This window comes from Chitinophaga sp. 05T412 (assembly GCF_056396465.1).
In genome coordinates, this window is record NZ_JBFTLN010000012.1 from 91,629 (window position 1) to 109,612 (window position 17,984).

General features: G+C 47.6%; 9 protein-coding genes. 7 read left to right on the forward strand and 2 right to left on the reverse strand.

Annotated features, from left to right (window positions below; all coding sequences use genetic code 11):
- The first annotated feature begins 24 nt into the window (after positions 1 to 24).
- From AC1DFM_RS24445 to AC1DFM_RS24475, 7 genes are all read left to right on the forward strand, one after another.
- Positions 25 to 1,911 (forward strand): RagB/SusD family nutrient uptake outer membrane protein, encoded by a 1,887-nt coding sequence (locus tag AC1DFM_RS24445; RefSeq protein ID WP_477079393.1) that lies wholly within the window; start codon positions 25 to 27, stop codon positions 1,909 to 1,911.
- A gap of 24 nt (positions 1,912 to 1,935) precedes the next feature.
- Positions 1,936 to 3,123 carry a DUF5000 domain-containing lipoprotein gene (locus tag AC1DFM_RS24450; RefSeq protein ID WP_477079394.1) on the forward strand — a complete coding sequence of 396 codons (1,188 nt, stop codon included), beginning with the start codon at positions 1,936 to 1,938 and terminating at the stop codon, positions 3,121 to 3,123.
- Between the two features lie 24 nt (positions 3,124 to 3,147).
- Positions 3,148 to 3,828 carry a DUF4998 domain-containing protein gene (locus tag AC1DFM_RS24455; protein WP_477079395.1) on the forward strand — a complete coding sequence of 227 codons (681 nt, stop codon included), beginning with the start codon at positions 3,148 to 3,150 and terminating at the stop codon, positions 3,826 to 3,828.
- Positions 3,829 to 3,931: 103 nt separating this feature from the next.
- Positions 3,932 to 5,923, forward strand: a complete 1,992-nt coding sequence (locus AC1DFM_RS24460; protein WP_477079396.1) for a family 20 glycosylhydrolase — start codon at positions 3,932 to 3,934, stop codon at positions 5,921 to 5,923.
- A gap of 21 nt (positions 5,924 to 5,944) precedes the next feature.
- A complete protein-coding gene (locus tag AC1DFM_RS24465; protein ID WP_477079397.1) occupies positions 5,945 to 7,819 on the forward strand; it encodes a family 20 glycosylhydrolase in 1,875 nt (624 codons plus the stop codon).
- A gap of 9 nt (positions 7,820 to 7,828) precedes the next feature.
- The gene (locus AC1DFM_RS24470) at positions 7,829 to 10,588 is read left to right on the forward strand and encodes a glycoside hydrolase family 78 protein (protein WP_477079398.1); all 2,760 of its coding nucleotides are present in this window, start codon (positions 7,829 to 7,831) and stop codon (positions 10,586 to 10,588) included.
- Positions 10,589 to 10,778: 190 nt separating this feature from the next.
- Positions 10,779 to 12,737 (forward strand): Kelch repeat-containing protein, encoded by a 1,959-nt coding sequence (locus AC1DFM_RS24475; RefSeq protein ID WP_477079399.1) that lies wholly within the window; start codon positions 10,779 to 10,781, stop codon positions 12,735 to 12,737.
- 507 nt (positions 12,738 to 13,244) lie between these two features.
- On the opposite strand, the gene AC1DFM_RS24480 is transcribed toward AC1DFM_RS24475, so the two are convergent.
- Together AC1DFM_RS24480 and AC1DFM_RS24485 are read right to left on the reverse strand one after the other, a co-directional pair.
- On the reverse strand, positions 13,245 to 15,998 hold the full coding sequence (locus AC1DFM_RS24480; RefSeq protein WP_477079400.1) for a family 78 glycoside hydrolase catalytic domain: 2,754 nt from the start codon (positions 15,996 to 15,998) through the stop codon (positions 13,245 to 13,247).
- The gene (locus AC1DFM_RS24485) at positions 15,998 to 17,917 is read right to left on the reverse strand and encodes a family 20 glycosylhydrolase (RefSeq protein WP_477079401.1); all 1,920 of its coding nucleotides are present in this window, start codon (positions 17,915 to 17,917) and stop codon (positions 15,998 to 16,000) included. Before AC1DFM_RS24485 ends, AC1DFM_RS24480 begins: the two co-directional genes overlap by 1 nt.
- Between the last annotated feature and the right edge of the window lie 67 nt (positions 17,918 to 17,984).

The following is a 17,984-nucleotide window of genomic DNA, read 5'->3' on the forward strand; positions in this document are numbered from 1 at the left end:
ATAAACCGATAAAACAATTTTACCATGAAAGATAGTGGAATTAAAAGGACTTGCTTATGGCTGATCTTATGCCTGTGCTGCTCCTGCTCTAAATTCCTGGACGTGGTACCCGATAATGTGGCCACCCTGGATAATGCTTTCACCTCCCGCATTCAGGCCAAGAAGTACCTGTTTACCTGCTACTCCTACCTCCCCAGAAATGGGGACTTCGACAACGACCCTGCTATGGTAGGTGGCGATGAACTGTGGAGATTTGCAACAGAAGGCGGATACTTCGGTATCGCGCAGGGATATCAGAATATCGTGTCGCCCATCGGCGACCGTTGGGCATATTATTTCAAGGCGATTCGCGACTGTAATATCTTCCTGGAAAACGTTGGCCAGGTACCCGATTTGAGCGAAATGGAAAGACGTAGATGGATCGCCGAAGCGCAATTCCTGAAAGGATATTATAACTTTTGCCTCGTCACCATGTACGGCCCCATTCCCCTGCTGAAAACCAACGTGCCGGTAAATGCGGAAGGCCACGAAATAAACAAGGGACGCGCACCATTGGACTCCTGCTTCGCTTACATGGTGTCATTGCTCAATGCATCTATCGGTGATCTGCCTCCTGTCATCGCAGATCCTGCCAATGAACTGGGACGTGTTACACAACCTATTGCCCTGGCCATAAAAGCAAAAGTATTGGTATATGCTGCCAGTCCCTTGTTCAACGGCAACACTGATCAGGGCGGCCTCAAAGGCCAGGAAGGGGTACAACTTTTCAATACCGTTTTCTCCAAAACAAAATGGGATTCCGCCGCTGCAGCCTGTAAACGCGCCATAGACGCCTGTCACCAGACAGGCATGCATCTTTACAAATACCATCCTGATTTTCAGATGTATCATCTTACAGATACCATCACCACACAACTGACCATCCGTAACAACCTTTGTGAAAGATGGAATAGTGGCATTATATGGGCCAATACACTCACCAATTCTACCAATCTCCAGTGGCTGATCTCTACTCCCTGGGACCCCGCCAATGCCGATATCACCTGGATTCGTGGCTGGCTATCGCCCCCACTGCATATCGCTGAAATGTTTTATAGCAACCATGGCGTCCCTATTTCGGAAGATAAAACGTACGACTACAACAACCGTTACACCTTGAAAATTGCCGGCGATAGCGACGCCCTCTACATACGGAAAGATTATACTACGGCCTATCTCAACTTCAACAGAGAACCACGGTTCTACGCCGATCTGGGATTCGATGGCGGCGTTATGTATGGCCAKGGAAGATATGACGACAGCAAACCCGGCGACCTCTTTTACCTGAAAGCTAAACACCACGAACAAAATGGCGGCGGCAAACCCAACTTCGGCACGGTGACTGGCTACTACCTGAAAAAACCTATTCACTTCCAAAACGTGATCGGCACCGGCAACGATTATTCAACAACCTATTATCCCTGGCCTATTATGCGACTATCAGCTTTATACCTGATGTATGCAGAGGCATTAAACGAATCCAGCGGACCAGTGGCCGAAGCACTGCAATACCTGGATCTGGTAAGAGATGGCGCAGGACTAAAATCGGTGGCCTACTCCTGGAGTACGTATTCTAACAACCCCGCAAAATATACCACCCAACGGGGTTTGAGAGATATCATCCACCAGGAAACGCTCATAGAACTGGCTTTCGAAGGCCCGCGTTTCTGGGATCTGCGTCGCTGGAAAGAAGCACAAACATTACTGAACCGGCCCATTAAAGGCTGGGATGTGAGTCAGGATCTGGCAGACACTTACTACAGGCCCAAAAACATTTTCAACCAGCAGTTTGGGTTAAAGAATTACTTCTGGCCTATCAGTGAAAATTCCCTTTCCATCGACAGAAGTTTAGTACAAAACACAGGTTGGTAAACCAGCTGCTTCAAAATCATTTGTATGAAATCATTGCAACATATTATCCTCTCCGCTCTTTTGCTCGGATGCTTGTCCTGTAAAAAAGATGGCCGGATCGAATACACAGATTCCAATGCACCGGCGCCTGCACAGATAAACAATGTACAGGTAACCGCTGTACCTGGCGGCGCGATTGTTACTTACAAACTGCCAACAGATCAACATCTGTCATATGTAAAAGCAGTATATGAAACCAGACCGGGCAACGTGCGGGAAACCAAAGCTTCCTATTTTACAGACACGCTGCATCTGACAGGCTTTGGTGATACCGCCCTTCATAAAGTGCAACTCTTCAGCGTTGGCAGAAATGAAAAAGCTTCTGCGCCGGTAGAGGTCTCCGTAAAACCATTATTGGCGCCGGTACTCACCACATTTGCTTCGCTGGCCATGGCCGCCACTTTCGGCGGTGTACAGATCTCTTTCCGGAATGATGCGAAGGATAACCTGGCCATCACCGTTATGCTCGACTCCACCGGACAAAATACCTGGACGACCATCAACACCTTTTACACCGCCGCTCCTTCCGGTAACTTTTCTGTCAGAGGATTCGATACTACCGCCAGAAGATTCGCCGTATTTGTAAGAGACCGGTGGAATAATAAATCGGATACGATGATCAAACCACTGAAACCCATATACGAAGTGTCCATTCCCAAAAACACCTGGAATCTGCTGAAGCTTCCTACCGATACCTGGCAAGCTTACTTCAACCTGACCATCGATCACTTGTGGGATAACAAGATCGATTGGTACGACAACGTATTTGCCTCTACCAATGCTTCCACAATACCACAGTGGTTCACCATTGATATCGGCCAAAAAGTAATCATCAGTCGTATCATTGAACACCAGTTCAGATATGATCACCTCTATGCCGGCGGTGCTGTAAAGAGATTTGAACTATGGGGCACCAATAATCCCAGCCCTGACGGCAGCTGGGCAAACTGGGAACTACTGGGCACCTTTAATTCGTTCAAACCTTCCGGGTTACCGATGGGCAACAACTCCGCCGAAGACATGAATTACGCCTGGTTCCATGGAGAAGATTTCACCTTCGATCATTTGGTGCCTGCCGTGCGGTATATACGTTTCAAAACACTGGAAGCATATGATTCACCAAGAGCGATCGTCATCGCAGAACTCGATCTATGGGGACAAATTGTACCCTGATCCGAAAATTTAAAATTACCCAACATGGAAAAAACAGCTTGTAATATTCTCCTGTTATATATGGCATTGCTGGCATTGACCGCCTGCAAAAAAATGGACAGCACCTATAGAAAATTTGTGGTACCGGATGGTATTTTCTACGCAGGAAAAGCCAATCAGCCACAGGTACATTCCGGGCGTAACCGGGTTAAGATCAACTGGCTGAGAAATGCAGATCCCAGCGTAGTGGCCGCAAAGGTTTTCTGGAACAACTACACGGATTCTATCGCCGTCGCCGTTCCGCCGACCGGAGATACCGTCAGTTGTATCATCCCTGATCTTCCGGAAAAAACTTACTCTTTTATCATCAAAACTTATGACGCCCTGGGCCACTCGTCCGTGCCCACAGAAGTATTCGGAACAAGCTACGGAGATATCTATCAATCAGGTTTGCTTAGCAGGATGATACTGGGAACCATGTATTATCCCGATTCAGTAGTGATCACCTGGAGCAGCGCAGATATCTCCAACGGCGCCTGTGCTACCCAGGTAAAATATACTAACGTGCTGGATATCGAACAGGTGAACAGTTTCCCGGTGAGTAGAAACACCTCCACCATCAAAGATATAAAGTCCGGTAGCCCCTTTCAGTACCGTACCGTTTTTCTACCGGACTCCATGAGCATTGATACCTTTTATACGGATTATGCTACCAGTAAACCATAGGAATTTATAGGAAGATAGATGCCACATCTGCTATACATCCATTCATCAGTTCAACGTTAAATTTTTTTAAGTGAAACAATGTATCAGGAAACCTTTTCGCCGTATGCCGGCTATCATTTTGTTGCTGTTAACCTATGGGCAGCTACAAGCCCTACAACATCCGGCAGTCATACCCCTGCCGCAATCGGTCACCTGGACAGCGGAGCAGTTTCCGTTGTCCAGATGCCGGGAAATAGTAGCCAGTGAAGATTCCCTCGTCATGCAGGCCCGGACACTGGCAGGGATACTGGCAACATATGGTGTGAAGGCGCCCATCAAATCTGCTGCCACCGGCGACTACACCATTCAGCTACAATTGAATCCTGTACCTGCTGATTATTTACAGGAAGAAGCCTACCATCTGCTGGTGACCGAAAAACGTGTAGTCGTTTCCGCGAATACGGCTCACGGCATTTTCAATGGGCTGCAAACATTATATCAGCTCATCACTGCACGCCATACCTTGCAAGGTTGTAACATCACAGACTATCCCGCCTACAGATGGCGAGGTTATATGGTAGATGTGGGACGGAACTTCCAATCTGTTACACAGCTGAAGCAGCAGATCGACATCATGGCCCGCTACAAAATAAATATTTTCCACTTCCACCTGACGGAGGACGTGGCCTGGAGGCTACAGGTGGCTGGGCATCCGGAGCTTACCAGCCCTGAAAGCATGACCCGGAATAAAGGACAGTTTTATTCCATAGCAGCCGTGAAAGAGCTGATTCAATATTGCAAGGACCGCTTTATCACCCTGGTGCCTGAAATAGATATTCCCGGTCACAGCACCGCTTTTCGAAAGGCTACCGGAGAAGACATGCAAAGTGAAAAAGGAAGCCGCATTATTGCTGAAGTGATCGATGAAGTGGCAGGCACTTACAATATTCCGTTTATCCATATCGGCGCCGACGAAGTAGGTATCAGCAACAAAGATTTATTGCCCCACATAGCGGAAATTATTCACCGGCATGGTAAAGAAGTAATTACCTGGGCGCCGGGTGGAGATCCTGGCAGCACCATCCGGCAAATGTGGCGGGACGAGAAGATCGGTAATCCGGCCATCAGGTATATCGATTCCCGTTCTCTTTATCTCAGCGACCTTGATCCGTTGAATAGCGTAGTCACTATTTTCAACCGGCAGATAGGTGAGCGTACACGGGGAGATGAAAGTATGCTGGGGGCGGAAATTTGCCTGTGGAGCGACCGTCGCGCTGCCCGGGAAACAGACCTGCTCTCGATGACACCTGTATATCCGTCCATGTTAGCTTTTGCAGAACGCAGCTGGCGGGGTGGTGGATATCCGGGAGTTATGTTTTATATTGGAGAAGATAGTTCTCAAAGGGCGAAAGACTTTGCCGCATTTGAAGCACGACTGCTGCTGCATAAACAGCAGTACTTTTCGCAGTTGCCCTTTCCGTATGTAAAACAAACCGGAATACATTGGAAACTATTTGGTCCATTTGAAAATAAAGGTGAGCTGACCACTACCTTCTGGCCTGAAGGAAAACAGGTGTCACTGGCCGACTCAACAGCGGCGCTGCGGGTTACCGGCGGTACCATCTGGCTTTGGCATACCCATTCTTTTATGGGCACCACTGGCTGGTTACCTGCACCCAAAGAAAATACTACCTGGTATGCGTTCACCCGTTTCTGGAGCAATAGTGATACCACGCTTACCCTGTTTACGGAGTTGAAAGATCTTTCCAGATCCGGTGCGGATGCCACCCCACCGGCAGGAGAATGGGACTATATGAAGAGCCGGATATGGCTGAACAATGCATTGATTCCACCACCGGTGTGGGCCGTGCCCGGCCGGGAAGCAGGGCGACTGGAAGACCCGCTCGTAAATGAAGGTTTCTCGTACCGGCCACCTACGACTGTAAAAGTGAAGAAAGGTTGGAACAGCTTACTGGTAAAACTTCCACTGAGCAGCTTCGACCCGATGAAAGACTGGCAACAACCGCCCAAGCTGATGTATACGGTGATCCCCGTACATCGCGAAAAGGGCATCAACTGGTATGAAAACAATACCCGGTTCCACCCCGGGAAATAAGCCCATAAAACCAGATTTACTATGAGACTTTACACCCTTTTAAAGCATCAAATCGTATACACCTTACCGTTGTTACTCACATTAACGGGCCTACGGAGTATGGCGCAGGCGCCGGACCGTTATGCCGGCACCATTCCTGCGCCATTGAAAGTACAATATCAAAGCGGCTCCTTTATCGTGAGCCGTCAGACTACCATAAAAAACGTTGGCTCCGCAGACAAGGCGGCCCAACTACTACGTACTTATCTGGATAAAGCAGGTACCGGAAAAGCTAACGTAATTGAACTAACCAGTAAAGGCGCGGAATCATTACCACCCGAAGGATATCAACTAACGATTACGCCCCAACGTATTACTGTTACCGGCAAAGGAGCCGGTCTTTTTTACGGCGTTCAATCACTGCTACAGCTGTTTCCGGTGGCCATCAACGGTAACGCTACACTTCCCTGCCTAACAATAGAAGATGCCCCGCGATTTGGTTACCGTGGCCTGATGCTGGATGTGTCCAGACATTTCTTCACCATACCAGAAGTGAAAGACCTGATAGACCTGATGGCGGCCTATAAACTCAACCGGTTCCACTGGCACCTGACAGACGACAACGGCTGGCGCGTAGAAATAAAAAAATATCCCAGGCTCACGTCTGTAGGCGCCTGGCGTGTTCCCCGCTACCTGCACTATGGCGCCAACGAAGACCCGCTACCCGGAGAAGCCGCCACCGACGGTGGTTTCTATACACAGGAAGAAATCCGGTCCGTTGTAAAATATGCCGCCGACCGGTATATACAGATACTGCCGGAAATAGATGTCCCAGGCCATAGCCTGGCTGCCATTGCGGCCTACCCGGAGCTTTCCTGCACCCAGGATACCAGTGCCAAAGTAAATCCTGGCACTAACTTCTCCCGTTGGTATGGCAACGGCAAATTTGAGATACTACTCGACAACACCCTCAATCCGGCCAATGAAAAAGTGTATCAGTTCCTCGACGATGTATTCACTGAAATAGCAGCGCTTTTTCCTTATGAATACATCCATATTGGCGGCGACGAATGTTATAAAGGATTCTGGGAGAAAAATGCCGGCGTACAGGCATTGATGAAAGAAAAACAACTTAAAAACAGCGAAGAAGTACAAAGCTATTTTACCAGCCGCATTGTTCAGCTGCTGAAGCAAAAAGGTAAGAAGGTGATTGGCTGGGATGAAATCCTGGAAGGTGGCCTTGCCAGTGATGCCGCCGTGATGAGCTGGAGAGGAGAAAACGGAGGTATTGAAGCCGCTAAATTGAAACATGAAGTGATTATGTCGCCTTCCACCAACGGGCTGTACTTCGATTACGGCCAATCCGCCGCAGACCTGCTGCCTGCCAGCGCCGGCGGGTCCTCCAAATTTTATGATTACGACCCTGTTCCCCACGCACTCACCACCAGTGAACAACCCTATATCCTGGGCGTACAAGGCAACATATGGACAGAATTCATCCTCACCGTTCAGAAGATCCAATACATGACGCTTCCCCGCTTAATGGCATTAGCGGAAATAGGTTGGACAGCTACTAATAATAAAGATTACCATAGTTTCTCTGAGAACAGGTTGCCTCAACATCTGGCAAAGTTCGATCAGCTGGGTTACAACTACCGGGTGCCCGTTGCCTTCCTTCCGGCAGATACAACGTTGAAGGGGGAACGTTTTTCCTTTCACCTGAAACCTGCCATACCAGGAGCTAAGATCTACTTTACCCTGGATGGCAGTACACCCGGCATCAACGATCGTGAATTTGTGAACGCGCCGGTGTTTATCATTCCTCCGGATGAAAAAAGAACCTTTCAGACCATTGTTGTTACGCCGTCAGGAAAACGAAGTGCAGTCACCAAGGTGGTTTTAGAAAATAAAAAGTAACGAGTATCCATGTTAAGATATATACTGGCAGCAGCATGCCTTCTCTGTGTGAACAATGTCAATGCTACCGGGAAAGACAGTACCCGCGTCATTCAGTTGAAATGCGACTATCAAAAAGACCCACTGGGAATAACAACTGCCAACCCCTATTTATCCTGGGAGTTGGCAGCTGCCGCACGCGGCGTACTGCAAACGGCTTATCAGATACTGGTATCAGATGATCCGGATCTGTTGCGGAAAAACACCGGTAACATCTGGGATTCCCGGCGTCAGGCCAGTGGCCAATCCATACAGATTCCTTTTTCCGGGCAACCACTGCAATCCACCAAAACTTATTACTGGAAAGTCAGGGTGTGGGACAACAAAGGACAAACCTCCTGGAGTGAGCCCGCGAAATGGAAAATGGGATTGCGCGATTACCCCGATTGGCATCACGCTGCCTGGATTGCATTTGAAGCGCTGGCGGGAGATAATCACCAGCAGCGTACTACCAATGCCAGCAGCCGGAACACATTGCCATTGTTACGCAAAGCATTTTCTGTGCAAAAACCGGTGAAACAGGCTACCCTGTATATCTCCGGATTGGGCCAGTTTGAGCTGAGTTTGAATGGCCATAAAGTGGGTGATCACTTCCTGGACCCGGGCTGGACACAATACGATAAAAAGACCCTCTATGTCACGTTCGACCTGACAGAACAAATCAACCAAGGCGGCAATGTACTGGGTGTTATGCTGGGCAACGGATTCTATCATATTCCCAAAGAGCGCTATCGCAAACTGGAAGGTACCTTCGGATATCCTAAACTGATATGCCGGCTGCTACTGGAATATGAAGATGGCAGCAGCGAAAACATCGTCAGTGATCCCACCTGGAAAACGGCATCAGGTCCAGTGGTTTACAGCAGCATTTACGGCGGGGAAGACTACAACGCAGCGCTGGAGCAGGCTGGCTGGGATCAATCTTTCTTCAATGACAACTCCTGGAAAACGGCCATCGTGGTAAGCGGTCCTACCAATCTGCAAAGCCAGCAGGCAGATCCCCTAAAGGTAATGGATACACTAAAACCAATAAAAGTATATCAACCGCGCCCCGGCGTATGGGTATATGACCTAGGTCAGAACGCCTCTGGCGTTCCGGCTGTTACCGTCACTGGCAGCAAAGGCAGCACCGTGAAAATAACACCCGGAGAGCTGGTGGCTGAAGATGGCGCTGTCACCCAACAGGCTTCCGGCGGTCCATGCCTCTACCAATACACATTGAAGGGAGTTGGCGCCGAACAATGGCATCCGCTGTTTTCGTACTATGGTTTCCGTTACCTCCAGGTAGAAGGGGCAGTACCAGCCGGGGAAAGCAATCCTTCTCACCTGCCCGAAATACAGACCATCGCAGGATGGCATACCCGCAATGCAGCGGCAACTACCGGAGATTTCAGCTGTTCTTATGAACTGTTCAACAGGATCTTCCGGCTGATCAACTGGGCCGTGAAAAGTAATATGGCCAGCGTATTCACAGATTGTCCGCATCGTGAAAAACTGGGATGGCTGGAAGAGGCACACCTGATGGGAAACGCCATCTCTTATAACTTCGATGTAGCCCGCCTGCTCCGCAAAATAACGGCCGACATGCGGGAGGCCCAACTTCCCAATGGCATGGTGCCTGATATTGCTCCGGAATACGTGGAATTTGTCGATGGCTTCCGGGATGCGCCTGAATTTGGCAGCGCCGCCGTAATAGTACCGTGGAATGCCTGGCGGTGGTACAACGATAAAGAAATACTCCGCGACAACTACCACATGATGCAGCGATACGTTTCCTACCTGAAAAGTAAATCAGTCAATGATACCATCTGCTTTGGGCTGGGTGACTGGTTCGATATAGGGCCCAACGGCGTAGGAGAATCGCAGAATACGCCCAAAGGCAATACCGCTACCGCATTCTACTACTACGATCTGAGCATCCTTGCCAAAACAGCCGCGGTACTGGGATACAACGATGATGCCCGCCGCTACCAGGCACAAATGGCTAAAGTAAAAACCGCGTTCAATCAATTCTTCTTCGATAAAAAAAACCAACAATACATCAGTGGCAGTCAGGCAGCCAATGCCTTACCGGTTTACATGGGATTGGTACCATTAACTGATAAAGCCGCTGTGATCAAGCACATTATTACAGATATTCAACAGCGGAATAATAGTATTACTGTTGGTGAAATCAGCCACAGCTTTCTGTTACGTGTACTGCAGTCCGCGGGAAAATCTGAATTGATTTATAAGATGAATGCCCGCACAGATGTGCCCGGATATGGTTACCAGCTGGAACATGGCGCTACCGCGCTAACGGAGTCCTGGCAGGCTTATCGTAATGTATCCAATAACCACCTGATGCTGGGCCACCTGATGGAATGGTTTTACAACACCATCGCAGGAATAGACCAGGCTGAAAACAGCAATGCCTTTAAACACATTATTATACATCCCCAGCCCGTTGGCGGCATTACCTTTGCGCAAGCCAGCTACCAATCTCTTTACGGCACTATCAGCAGTAAATGGAAACAACAGGACGGCCTGTTTGAGCTCACAACGGAGATACCCGGGAATACAACAGCTATGGTTTATCTACCGGTGTCTTCTGGCAATAACGTGTTTGTTGATGGTATACCGGTGAGTAAGGTGAAAGATGTTCGTTTGATGAGGAAAGAAGGGAAGCAGTGGGTGTATAGCATTGGTTCGGGGGTGTATCATTTTAGCGTTAGAGATGCGAAGCGGTAGATATATTCCATTTACAAAATAGCAAAACAGGCCTTCTGATGTAGATAGCAGCATCAACATATTTATCTTGCACCTGAAATGTGCCACCTATTGTGGCACATTTTTTTTACTTTTGCGGGGTCATACATACCTATATTTATTATTTATGTTAGCCAGGAAATGCCTTGTGCCCATCGGAATAATTATCTCGTTGGCTATTTCATGTAAACGGGATAGAAAGACAGATCTTTCTCCGTCCCCCATTAAATTGATAGTTACCACTGATACTTCGATCATCCCGGATATCGGCGGTGCGGAATTATATGGTTCACTTACCAATTACCAACAGGCATCAGATTATGGATTTGCCTATTCTACAGATAGCTTGCTCAAAATGTATCCGCGTTACGTAAGGCTTGGTAAACCAGGTAAAAATGGATCTTTCCATTTCAATATCAACAGGGATCTTGAAAAAGGAAAAAAGTACTTCTACCGCGCCTATGCAATACAGGATAGCTCCTTTGTACCGGGTGAAATCCGTTATTTTATTTCCAATGGAAGCAGGCCCCTGCGCCTTGATTCCATATCTCACCTACAGGCTCATATTGGAGATACCGTTGAGCTGTATGGCAAGGACCTGGATCAAAGCTATATCTATGTCGCATTTTCCGGTATCTATTCAAATATCGTTAAACGAAACGACACTGTGATCAGTTGTGTGGTACCTGCCGGGATGCCAACTGATAAACCGCTTATCAAGGTATCTAATTTCAGTCTACAAGACAGTCTGAAAGGTTTTCATCTTTACACCCCGATTATTACCGGTTTTACAGATCAGCAAACATTCCGGGATACCGTCGTTATCAAAGGCGAGCACTTTGACAAAAACTTAGAAGGAAACAAGGTCCTGTGGGGAAATATTCCGATGCAGGTAGTAACAGCAGAAAGAACAGAATTAAAAGTCATTATTCCGGATAACCTGGTCAAAGCCACTGATAAGCTGTTTGTTTCTGCGCAAATACAAACTGCGGCTGGCAAAGACAGTATTCACTTAAAGCGTCCTGAAATTATCGCCGTTCCGGCTTCCGGTGCCACTAATTCGCAAATAATCATTACAGGCAAATACTTCCATCCACTGTTATGGAGTAACAGGGTGACTATGGAAGATCAGAACACCACGCTCATCAGTGGCAGTACCACTGAGCTAAAAGCAACCGTTCCTTTTGGCCCCTTTCCAAGAAGAAAAGCTTGGGTAAAGGTAAAAGTAGTGGATATGGAAATTACCTACCCTATTTCATTTGAACTTACAGATCCCTGGCTGAGGGTAGCAAATCTTCCTTTCTGGTTTATCCGCGATCCGGGCTCATTTGTTATTAACGACCAGGCTTATCTACTGGTAAACGACAGAAAAACAGGTTCTTCTCCCTATTACATAGCAGCATTCCACCCAAAAGACTTTAGCTGGACTAGTCGACCTATTCCTGCTGAAATAGATGTTTCCCGAAGCGTAGTACTGGATAACGGTAAAAACGCATATGTATGTACCGGTGGTACCAATAATGCTTTATGGGAATATGCTCCTGGTACAAATACATGGAAAAGAAAAGCGGACTTCCCTGGCCCCATACGCTGGGGCGCCGCCTCCTTTGCCATTGGTAATAAATTATACATTGGCCTCGGTGTTATCCCTGATGTGTGGTCAATGAAGTACCTGGAAGATTTTTATGAATACAATACAGATACTGACAAATGGAGGAAAATTAGTTCAATTCCGGAACCTCAGCGACGCTCCGAAAGTAGCACCTTTGTTGTTAATGGGCAGGGGTATGTGCTCGGAGGTGTTAATGAAAGTTCCGAAAATGCCTGCTGGCGTTACAACCCGTCGCTCGACACATGGAGCAGAGTAGCCAATTTTCCGGGAGGAACTGTCAGCCTTAGTAAGGCTTTCGGTTTCAATGGGAAAGGGTATGTACTCCATCCGGATTACTATGAAAACTATGTAGTCAGCTTCTGTTGGGAATATAATCCACTCAATAACAGCTGGACAAAAGGCCACAATATTGATCACCTTAACTTTGCAGAAGGACCTTTTGCCTTTATACAAAACGGAAACGTATATGTCGGCGGAGGCACAACGCAGGTATTGACGCAATGGAATGGTAAAGACTAACCTTACGGATAAAAAATGAAAAAAATTACACTTAGATTTTGGCTGGTTAATCTTTTGATAAGTATTCTGTTATATTTTGCTTACAGGATTGCTATTAGCGAAACAAAAGAAACTGGCACCACTTTACTGGAAAAAATTTTTCATATTCTCGATATACTGTTAAACCTTGGTCTTTCAATTATATATCTTATTGTAATGACGTTTAGCGCTTTAACGTTCTTTCTGAATCTGATAGAAAAAATTAGAAATAATTACTTTTTGTCTTTTTTGACCTTTTCAGGAATACCGTTCATTTGCATTGTTTTTCTGGCGGTGAATGTTGCGGTGGATATTTACCGATACAACCAAAGTGTGCTAACAAAACTGTTGTTTTTTTCAGTAATCTATTTATCATGTACGATGATTGAATTTTTAATATTCAGAAGAAAGGTAAAGTCTATTCATCCAGACATCGCTTAGCATTGGTCATGCACAATACAAATATGTCCGCTCATCTATCGTCCCAGTCTATTTTACCACACTGAAATGGTACTTACCTGATCCGATCGCATAAACCGACTCCCCTCCTTCTTCCCGGAGAAACCGTATCTCCTTTATCTGGCTGATGGGCTTACCATCTGCCTGGATATGTTTAGATCCGGTAGTGGGCAGATAAACAGTAGCGGTAGTATTGACGGGGATTTCCACCGACAATTCAAATGTACGTTCATTTTTCCGCCAATCGCTGACAATGCGACCGTAAGGCGACTGATAACTGGCACGGGCGTACGTAACATCGCCGGCGGGCTGCGGATGAATTTCTATCTGCTTAAAGGCAATGCTGCCGGGCGCCTGACGGATGCCTGCCAGGCTGTTATAGAACCATTCCATCAGGTGCCCCAGCATCAGGTGATTGTTAGACACATAGCGATAAGCTTGCCAGGACTCCGTTAGCGCAGTAGCGCCATGGGCTATCTGATAGCCGTACCCGGGTACATCTGAGCGGGCATTCATCTTATAAATCAATTCAGATTTTCCGGCGGCCTGCAATACGCGTAACAAATAGCTATAGGCCACTTCACCGGTAGTCAGGCTATTATTTCGTTTAGTGATGTCCGTTACAATATTGTCTATCACGGCTTCTTTGTCTGCCGGCGCTACCAGCTCCATAAATACAGCCAGGGCATTGGAAGCTTGGCTACCGCCACCGTATTGCTTCGTGGTTTTGTCAAAGAAGTATTTATTAAACGCGTTCCTTACTTTCTCTTTCAGTTGTCCATACCCTTGAAGATCTTCCCGCTTTCCCAATACCTGCGCTGTTTTGGCGAGGATGCTCAGATCGTAGTAATAAAAAGCCGTGGCCGTAATACCTTTGGGCGTATTTTGAGATTCCCCTACGCCATTGGGTCCGATGTCGAACCAGTCGCCCAGGCCATAGCTGAGGGTATCATTCAATGATTTTTCCCGGAGATAATTCACGTATTGACGCATCATGGCGTAGTTCTCCTCCAGTATCCTCTTATCGCCATACCACAGATAAGCATTCCAGGGCACTATCACGGCTGCACTACCCCACTCCGGCGAATCCCGGAAGCCGCCCTGAAAAACAACATACTCCGGCGCAATGTCAGGCACCATGCCGTTGTCGAGCTGGGCATCCTGCATATCAGCAGTTATTTTCGGCAGTAACCTGGATACATTGAAATTATATTGAATGGCGTTGCCCATCAGGTGCGCTTCTTCCAGCCATCCCAATTTTTCGCGATGCGGGCAATCTGTAAATATGCTGACCATATTACTTTTCACCGCCCAGTTAATCAGGTTAAAAGTGCTGTTAAAAATATCGTTGGAGCAGATAAAGCTCCCCGCTGTAGCAGCAGCACTCCGGATATGAAGCCCCTGTACAGATTGCAGTACCGGCAAGTGCTGCGGGTTCTCCTCCGCAGCCGGCACGCCGCCTTCCACCTCCAGATAACGGAAACCATAGTACGAAAACCGGGGGCGCCATTTTTCCGTACCATTTCCATTAAGCGTATACTCGTATGTAGCAGGTCCACCGGAAGCTTGCTGCGTGACTAATCCGTTGTCATCCAGCAGTTCGCCAGGCGTTATTTTGATGAGGGCTCCTTTAAGGCCGGTAACGGTAAGATCCGGGATACCGGAAGCGTTTTGTCCGAGGTCATACACCCATACGCCCGGTTTAGGTTGCGTGATTTTTTTGGGTGCAAAAGTATCCATCACTTTTACCGGATCAGCCGTTTGTGGCTGGAGGTTTTCGGGACCGGTGACAGCCAACGCCGTCTTCCAGTGCTGGTCGTTGAATCCGGGGTGATTCCAGCCGGGTTGTTCCAGGTTGGCATCATAGTCTTCACCACCGTAAATGCTGCTGAATGTAATGGGACCAGGAGCCGTTTTCCAGGAGGAATCACTAACCAGATCTTCCGTGCTGCCATCCGCATATTCCAGCAACAGGCGGCAGATCATCTTAGGATAACCGAACGTACCTGATAATTTGCGGTAGCGCTCTTCCGGAATATGGTAAAACCCGTTGCCCAGCATTGCCCCCAGCGCATTGCTACCAGGCTGAATCAGCGTTGTCAGGTCGAAGGTGACGTAGAGAGAACGCTTGTCGTATTGCGTCCATCCCGGATCAAGGAAATGCCCTCCGATTTTCTGGCCGTTCAGGCTCATTTCAAACTGCCCCAGCCCGGATACGTACAGGGTGGCCTGTTTCAGGGTTTTCTTTACGGTAAATTCCTTTCGCAATAATGGCAGGGTATTCCGGCCTTTCACGATGGCGGTATTTCCCTGCACCTTCACCGTGGAGGGCAGCTCTTCATAAGCGATCCAGGTGGCGTCATGCCAGTCTTTTTTTTCGGGGAGCCCCATCTTCCACTGAGCGGGCTCGCTCCAGACAGAAACGTTTCCCTGATTATCCCAGACCTGCACAGACCAGTAATAGGTTTTAGCCGCCTGCAAAGGCTTTCCAGCATAGGCCACCTGAACAGACGTGGGACCCGCCTGTTTGTGCGAGTCCCAGATATTACCGGTATGTTGTTTTAATAAAGCCGGATCATCCGCCACCAGCACATGCCAGGCGGTTTGCATAACGCCTCGCTTAGCTGACACCAGCTCCCACGAAAACCGTGGGTGCGTGACCGTTATACCTAAAGGACGCTCCTGGTATTCACATTGCAAGTGCACCAGGGTGATATTATTGTCCGTTGCATTTATCTTTCCCGATACAAGTAATACCAGGAGGAGCAATTTACATTTCCTCATTATCTCTGCATATTGACATTAGACATCTCTACGTTTATTTTACTATACTCCAAAACGATCCTGCTTACCGTACTTCTTTTCCCGGAAGGTGTTATTTCAATCGCCTGGAACACCCGTTTTTCATTAGGTGGAACAACAAAACGCATGGAATTATCATACTCCTTGTCCGTGATATCCGGTACTTTTCCATTCAGGGTGAAGTAAATTTTAGCACCGGGAATAGATGGCTTCATCTTAAAGGAAAACGTTTCGCCGGTCATGGTCGTATCAGTAGGAAGGTACGGCGCAGGCACGCGGTAGTTATAGCCTAGCTTGTCGAACCGCGCGAGTTCCTTAGGCATCCTCATCTCTGAAAAGTTTTGATAGTCCTTATTTTTCATAGGCGTCCAGGCCATTTCTGATAATGCGAGTGTACGCAGCAGGATCATATAATGCATTCTGGGAATAGTGGCAATAAATTCTGTCCAGATATTTCCCTGCACGCCCAGGATAAATGGGCGCTCCTCTGGCGTCAGGCTCTTGGGAACCGGATCATAAGCATAGAGTGCAGGACGGCCGCCTCTATTGGCTGGCAGCAAATCAGCATTCGCTTCATTATAATCAAAATATAATCCGTTGGTAGAAGGAGACATGATCACTTCATGCTTCATTTTTGCGGCAGCAATACCCCCTTCTTCTCCTCTCCAGCTCATCACCGCTGCATCTTTTGCCAGTCCGCCTTCCAGTATTTCATCCCAGCCAATCGCCTTCTTACCTTTTTTCTTCAGCAACTGAACAATGCGGCCGGTAAAATAGCTCTGTACTTCGTCTGCCTTTTTGAAATTCATTTTTTGCATAAAAGCCTGTACGGCAGGATCTTTCTCCCAATACCCTTTAAAACATTCATCACCACCGATATGGATATATTCATAGGGAAATAATGCCGCTACTTCTGTAAACACCTTATCGAGGAATTGATATACATTTTCATCGATCGGATTCAGGGAGTTATCCAACAGCATTTCATATTTACCATTGTCGTACCACCTGGAAAAATTACTGCCGGGGTTTACCTGGGCACGGGCTTTTGTGCAGCACAGTTCAGGGTAAGCCGCAATGGCCGCCAGGCTGTGGCCCGGTACATCTATTTCAGGCAGTATCTGTATGTAGCGATCCGCCGCGTATTTTACCACGGCTTTGATTTCTTCCTGTGTATAGAAACCTCCATCAGTAGCTTCTTCACCGGGTCGAGGCGCCTCGTTGCTGCCATAACCGAGGTAGCGGGGTACGCGCCAGGCCCCTACTGTAGTGAGTTTCGGGAATTGTTTAATTTCTATGCGCCAGCCATTGTCATCGGTCAGATGCCAGTGGAAACGGTTCAACTTATACGCAGCCATCAGATCAATCAGGTCTTTTACTTCGGCTATGGTGAAAAAGTGACGGGACACATCGAGCATTACGCCACGATAACCAAAACGGGGATGGTCTTCAATAGCTACACAAGGCAGTTTAGCGGTAGGTGACGGATCAATAGGCAGCAGCTGGATCAGCGACTGAATACCATAAAAGAGCCCGGCATCTTTACCTACTATTCTTACACGTGTAGGTGTTACCGTTAGTTTGTACCCTTCTTTAGGCAGGCTCTCCGCCCCTTTACTGGTGAGTTCTATGACAGTAGCGGATGTAGCCGCGATAGTGTCCTGTTTGTTCTTTAACTTCCAGTTATGCTGCAGATAGCTGGTCAGAAAAACGACTGCTTTATCTGCGGGATTATCTGCTTTGATAATGGTTTGCTGGCTTAACGTAAAGCTACCTTCACTATGCTTTACGGCTACAGGCGCCGGAATAATACCGGCATAACGGTCCTGACTATTCGCAGGCAGAAAGGCTAACTGGCAGCTGATCAAAACCAGGCATGCCATACGGTTCAAGTGATTCATGCGTAAAAAGTGGGTTGTTGAAAAATAGTTATAAAACATAACGATGAAATTTTTTGCATGGCTATAA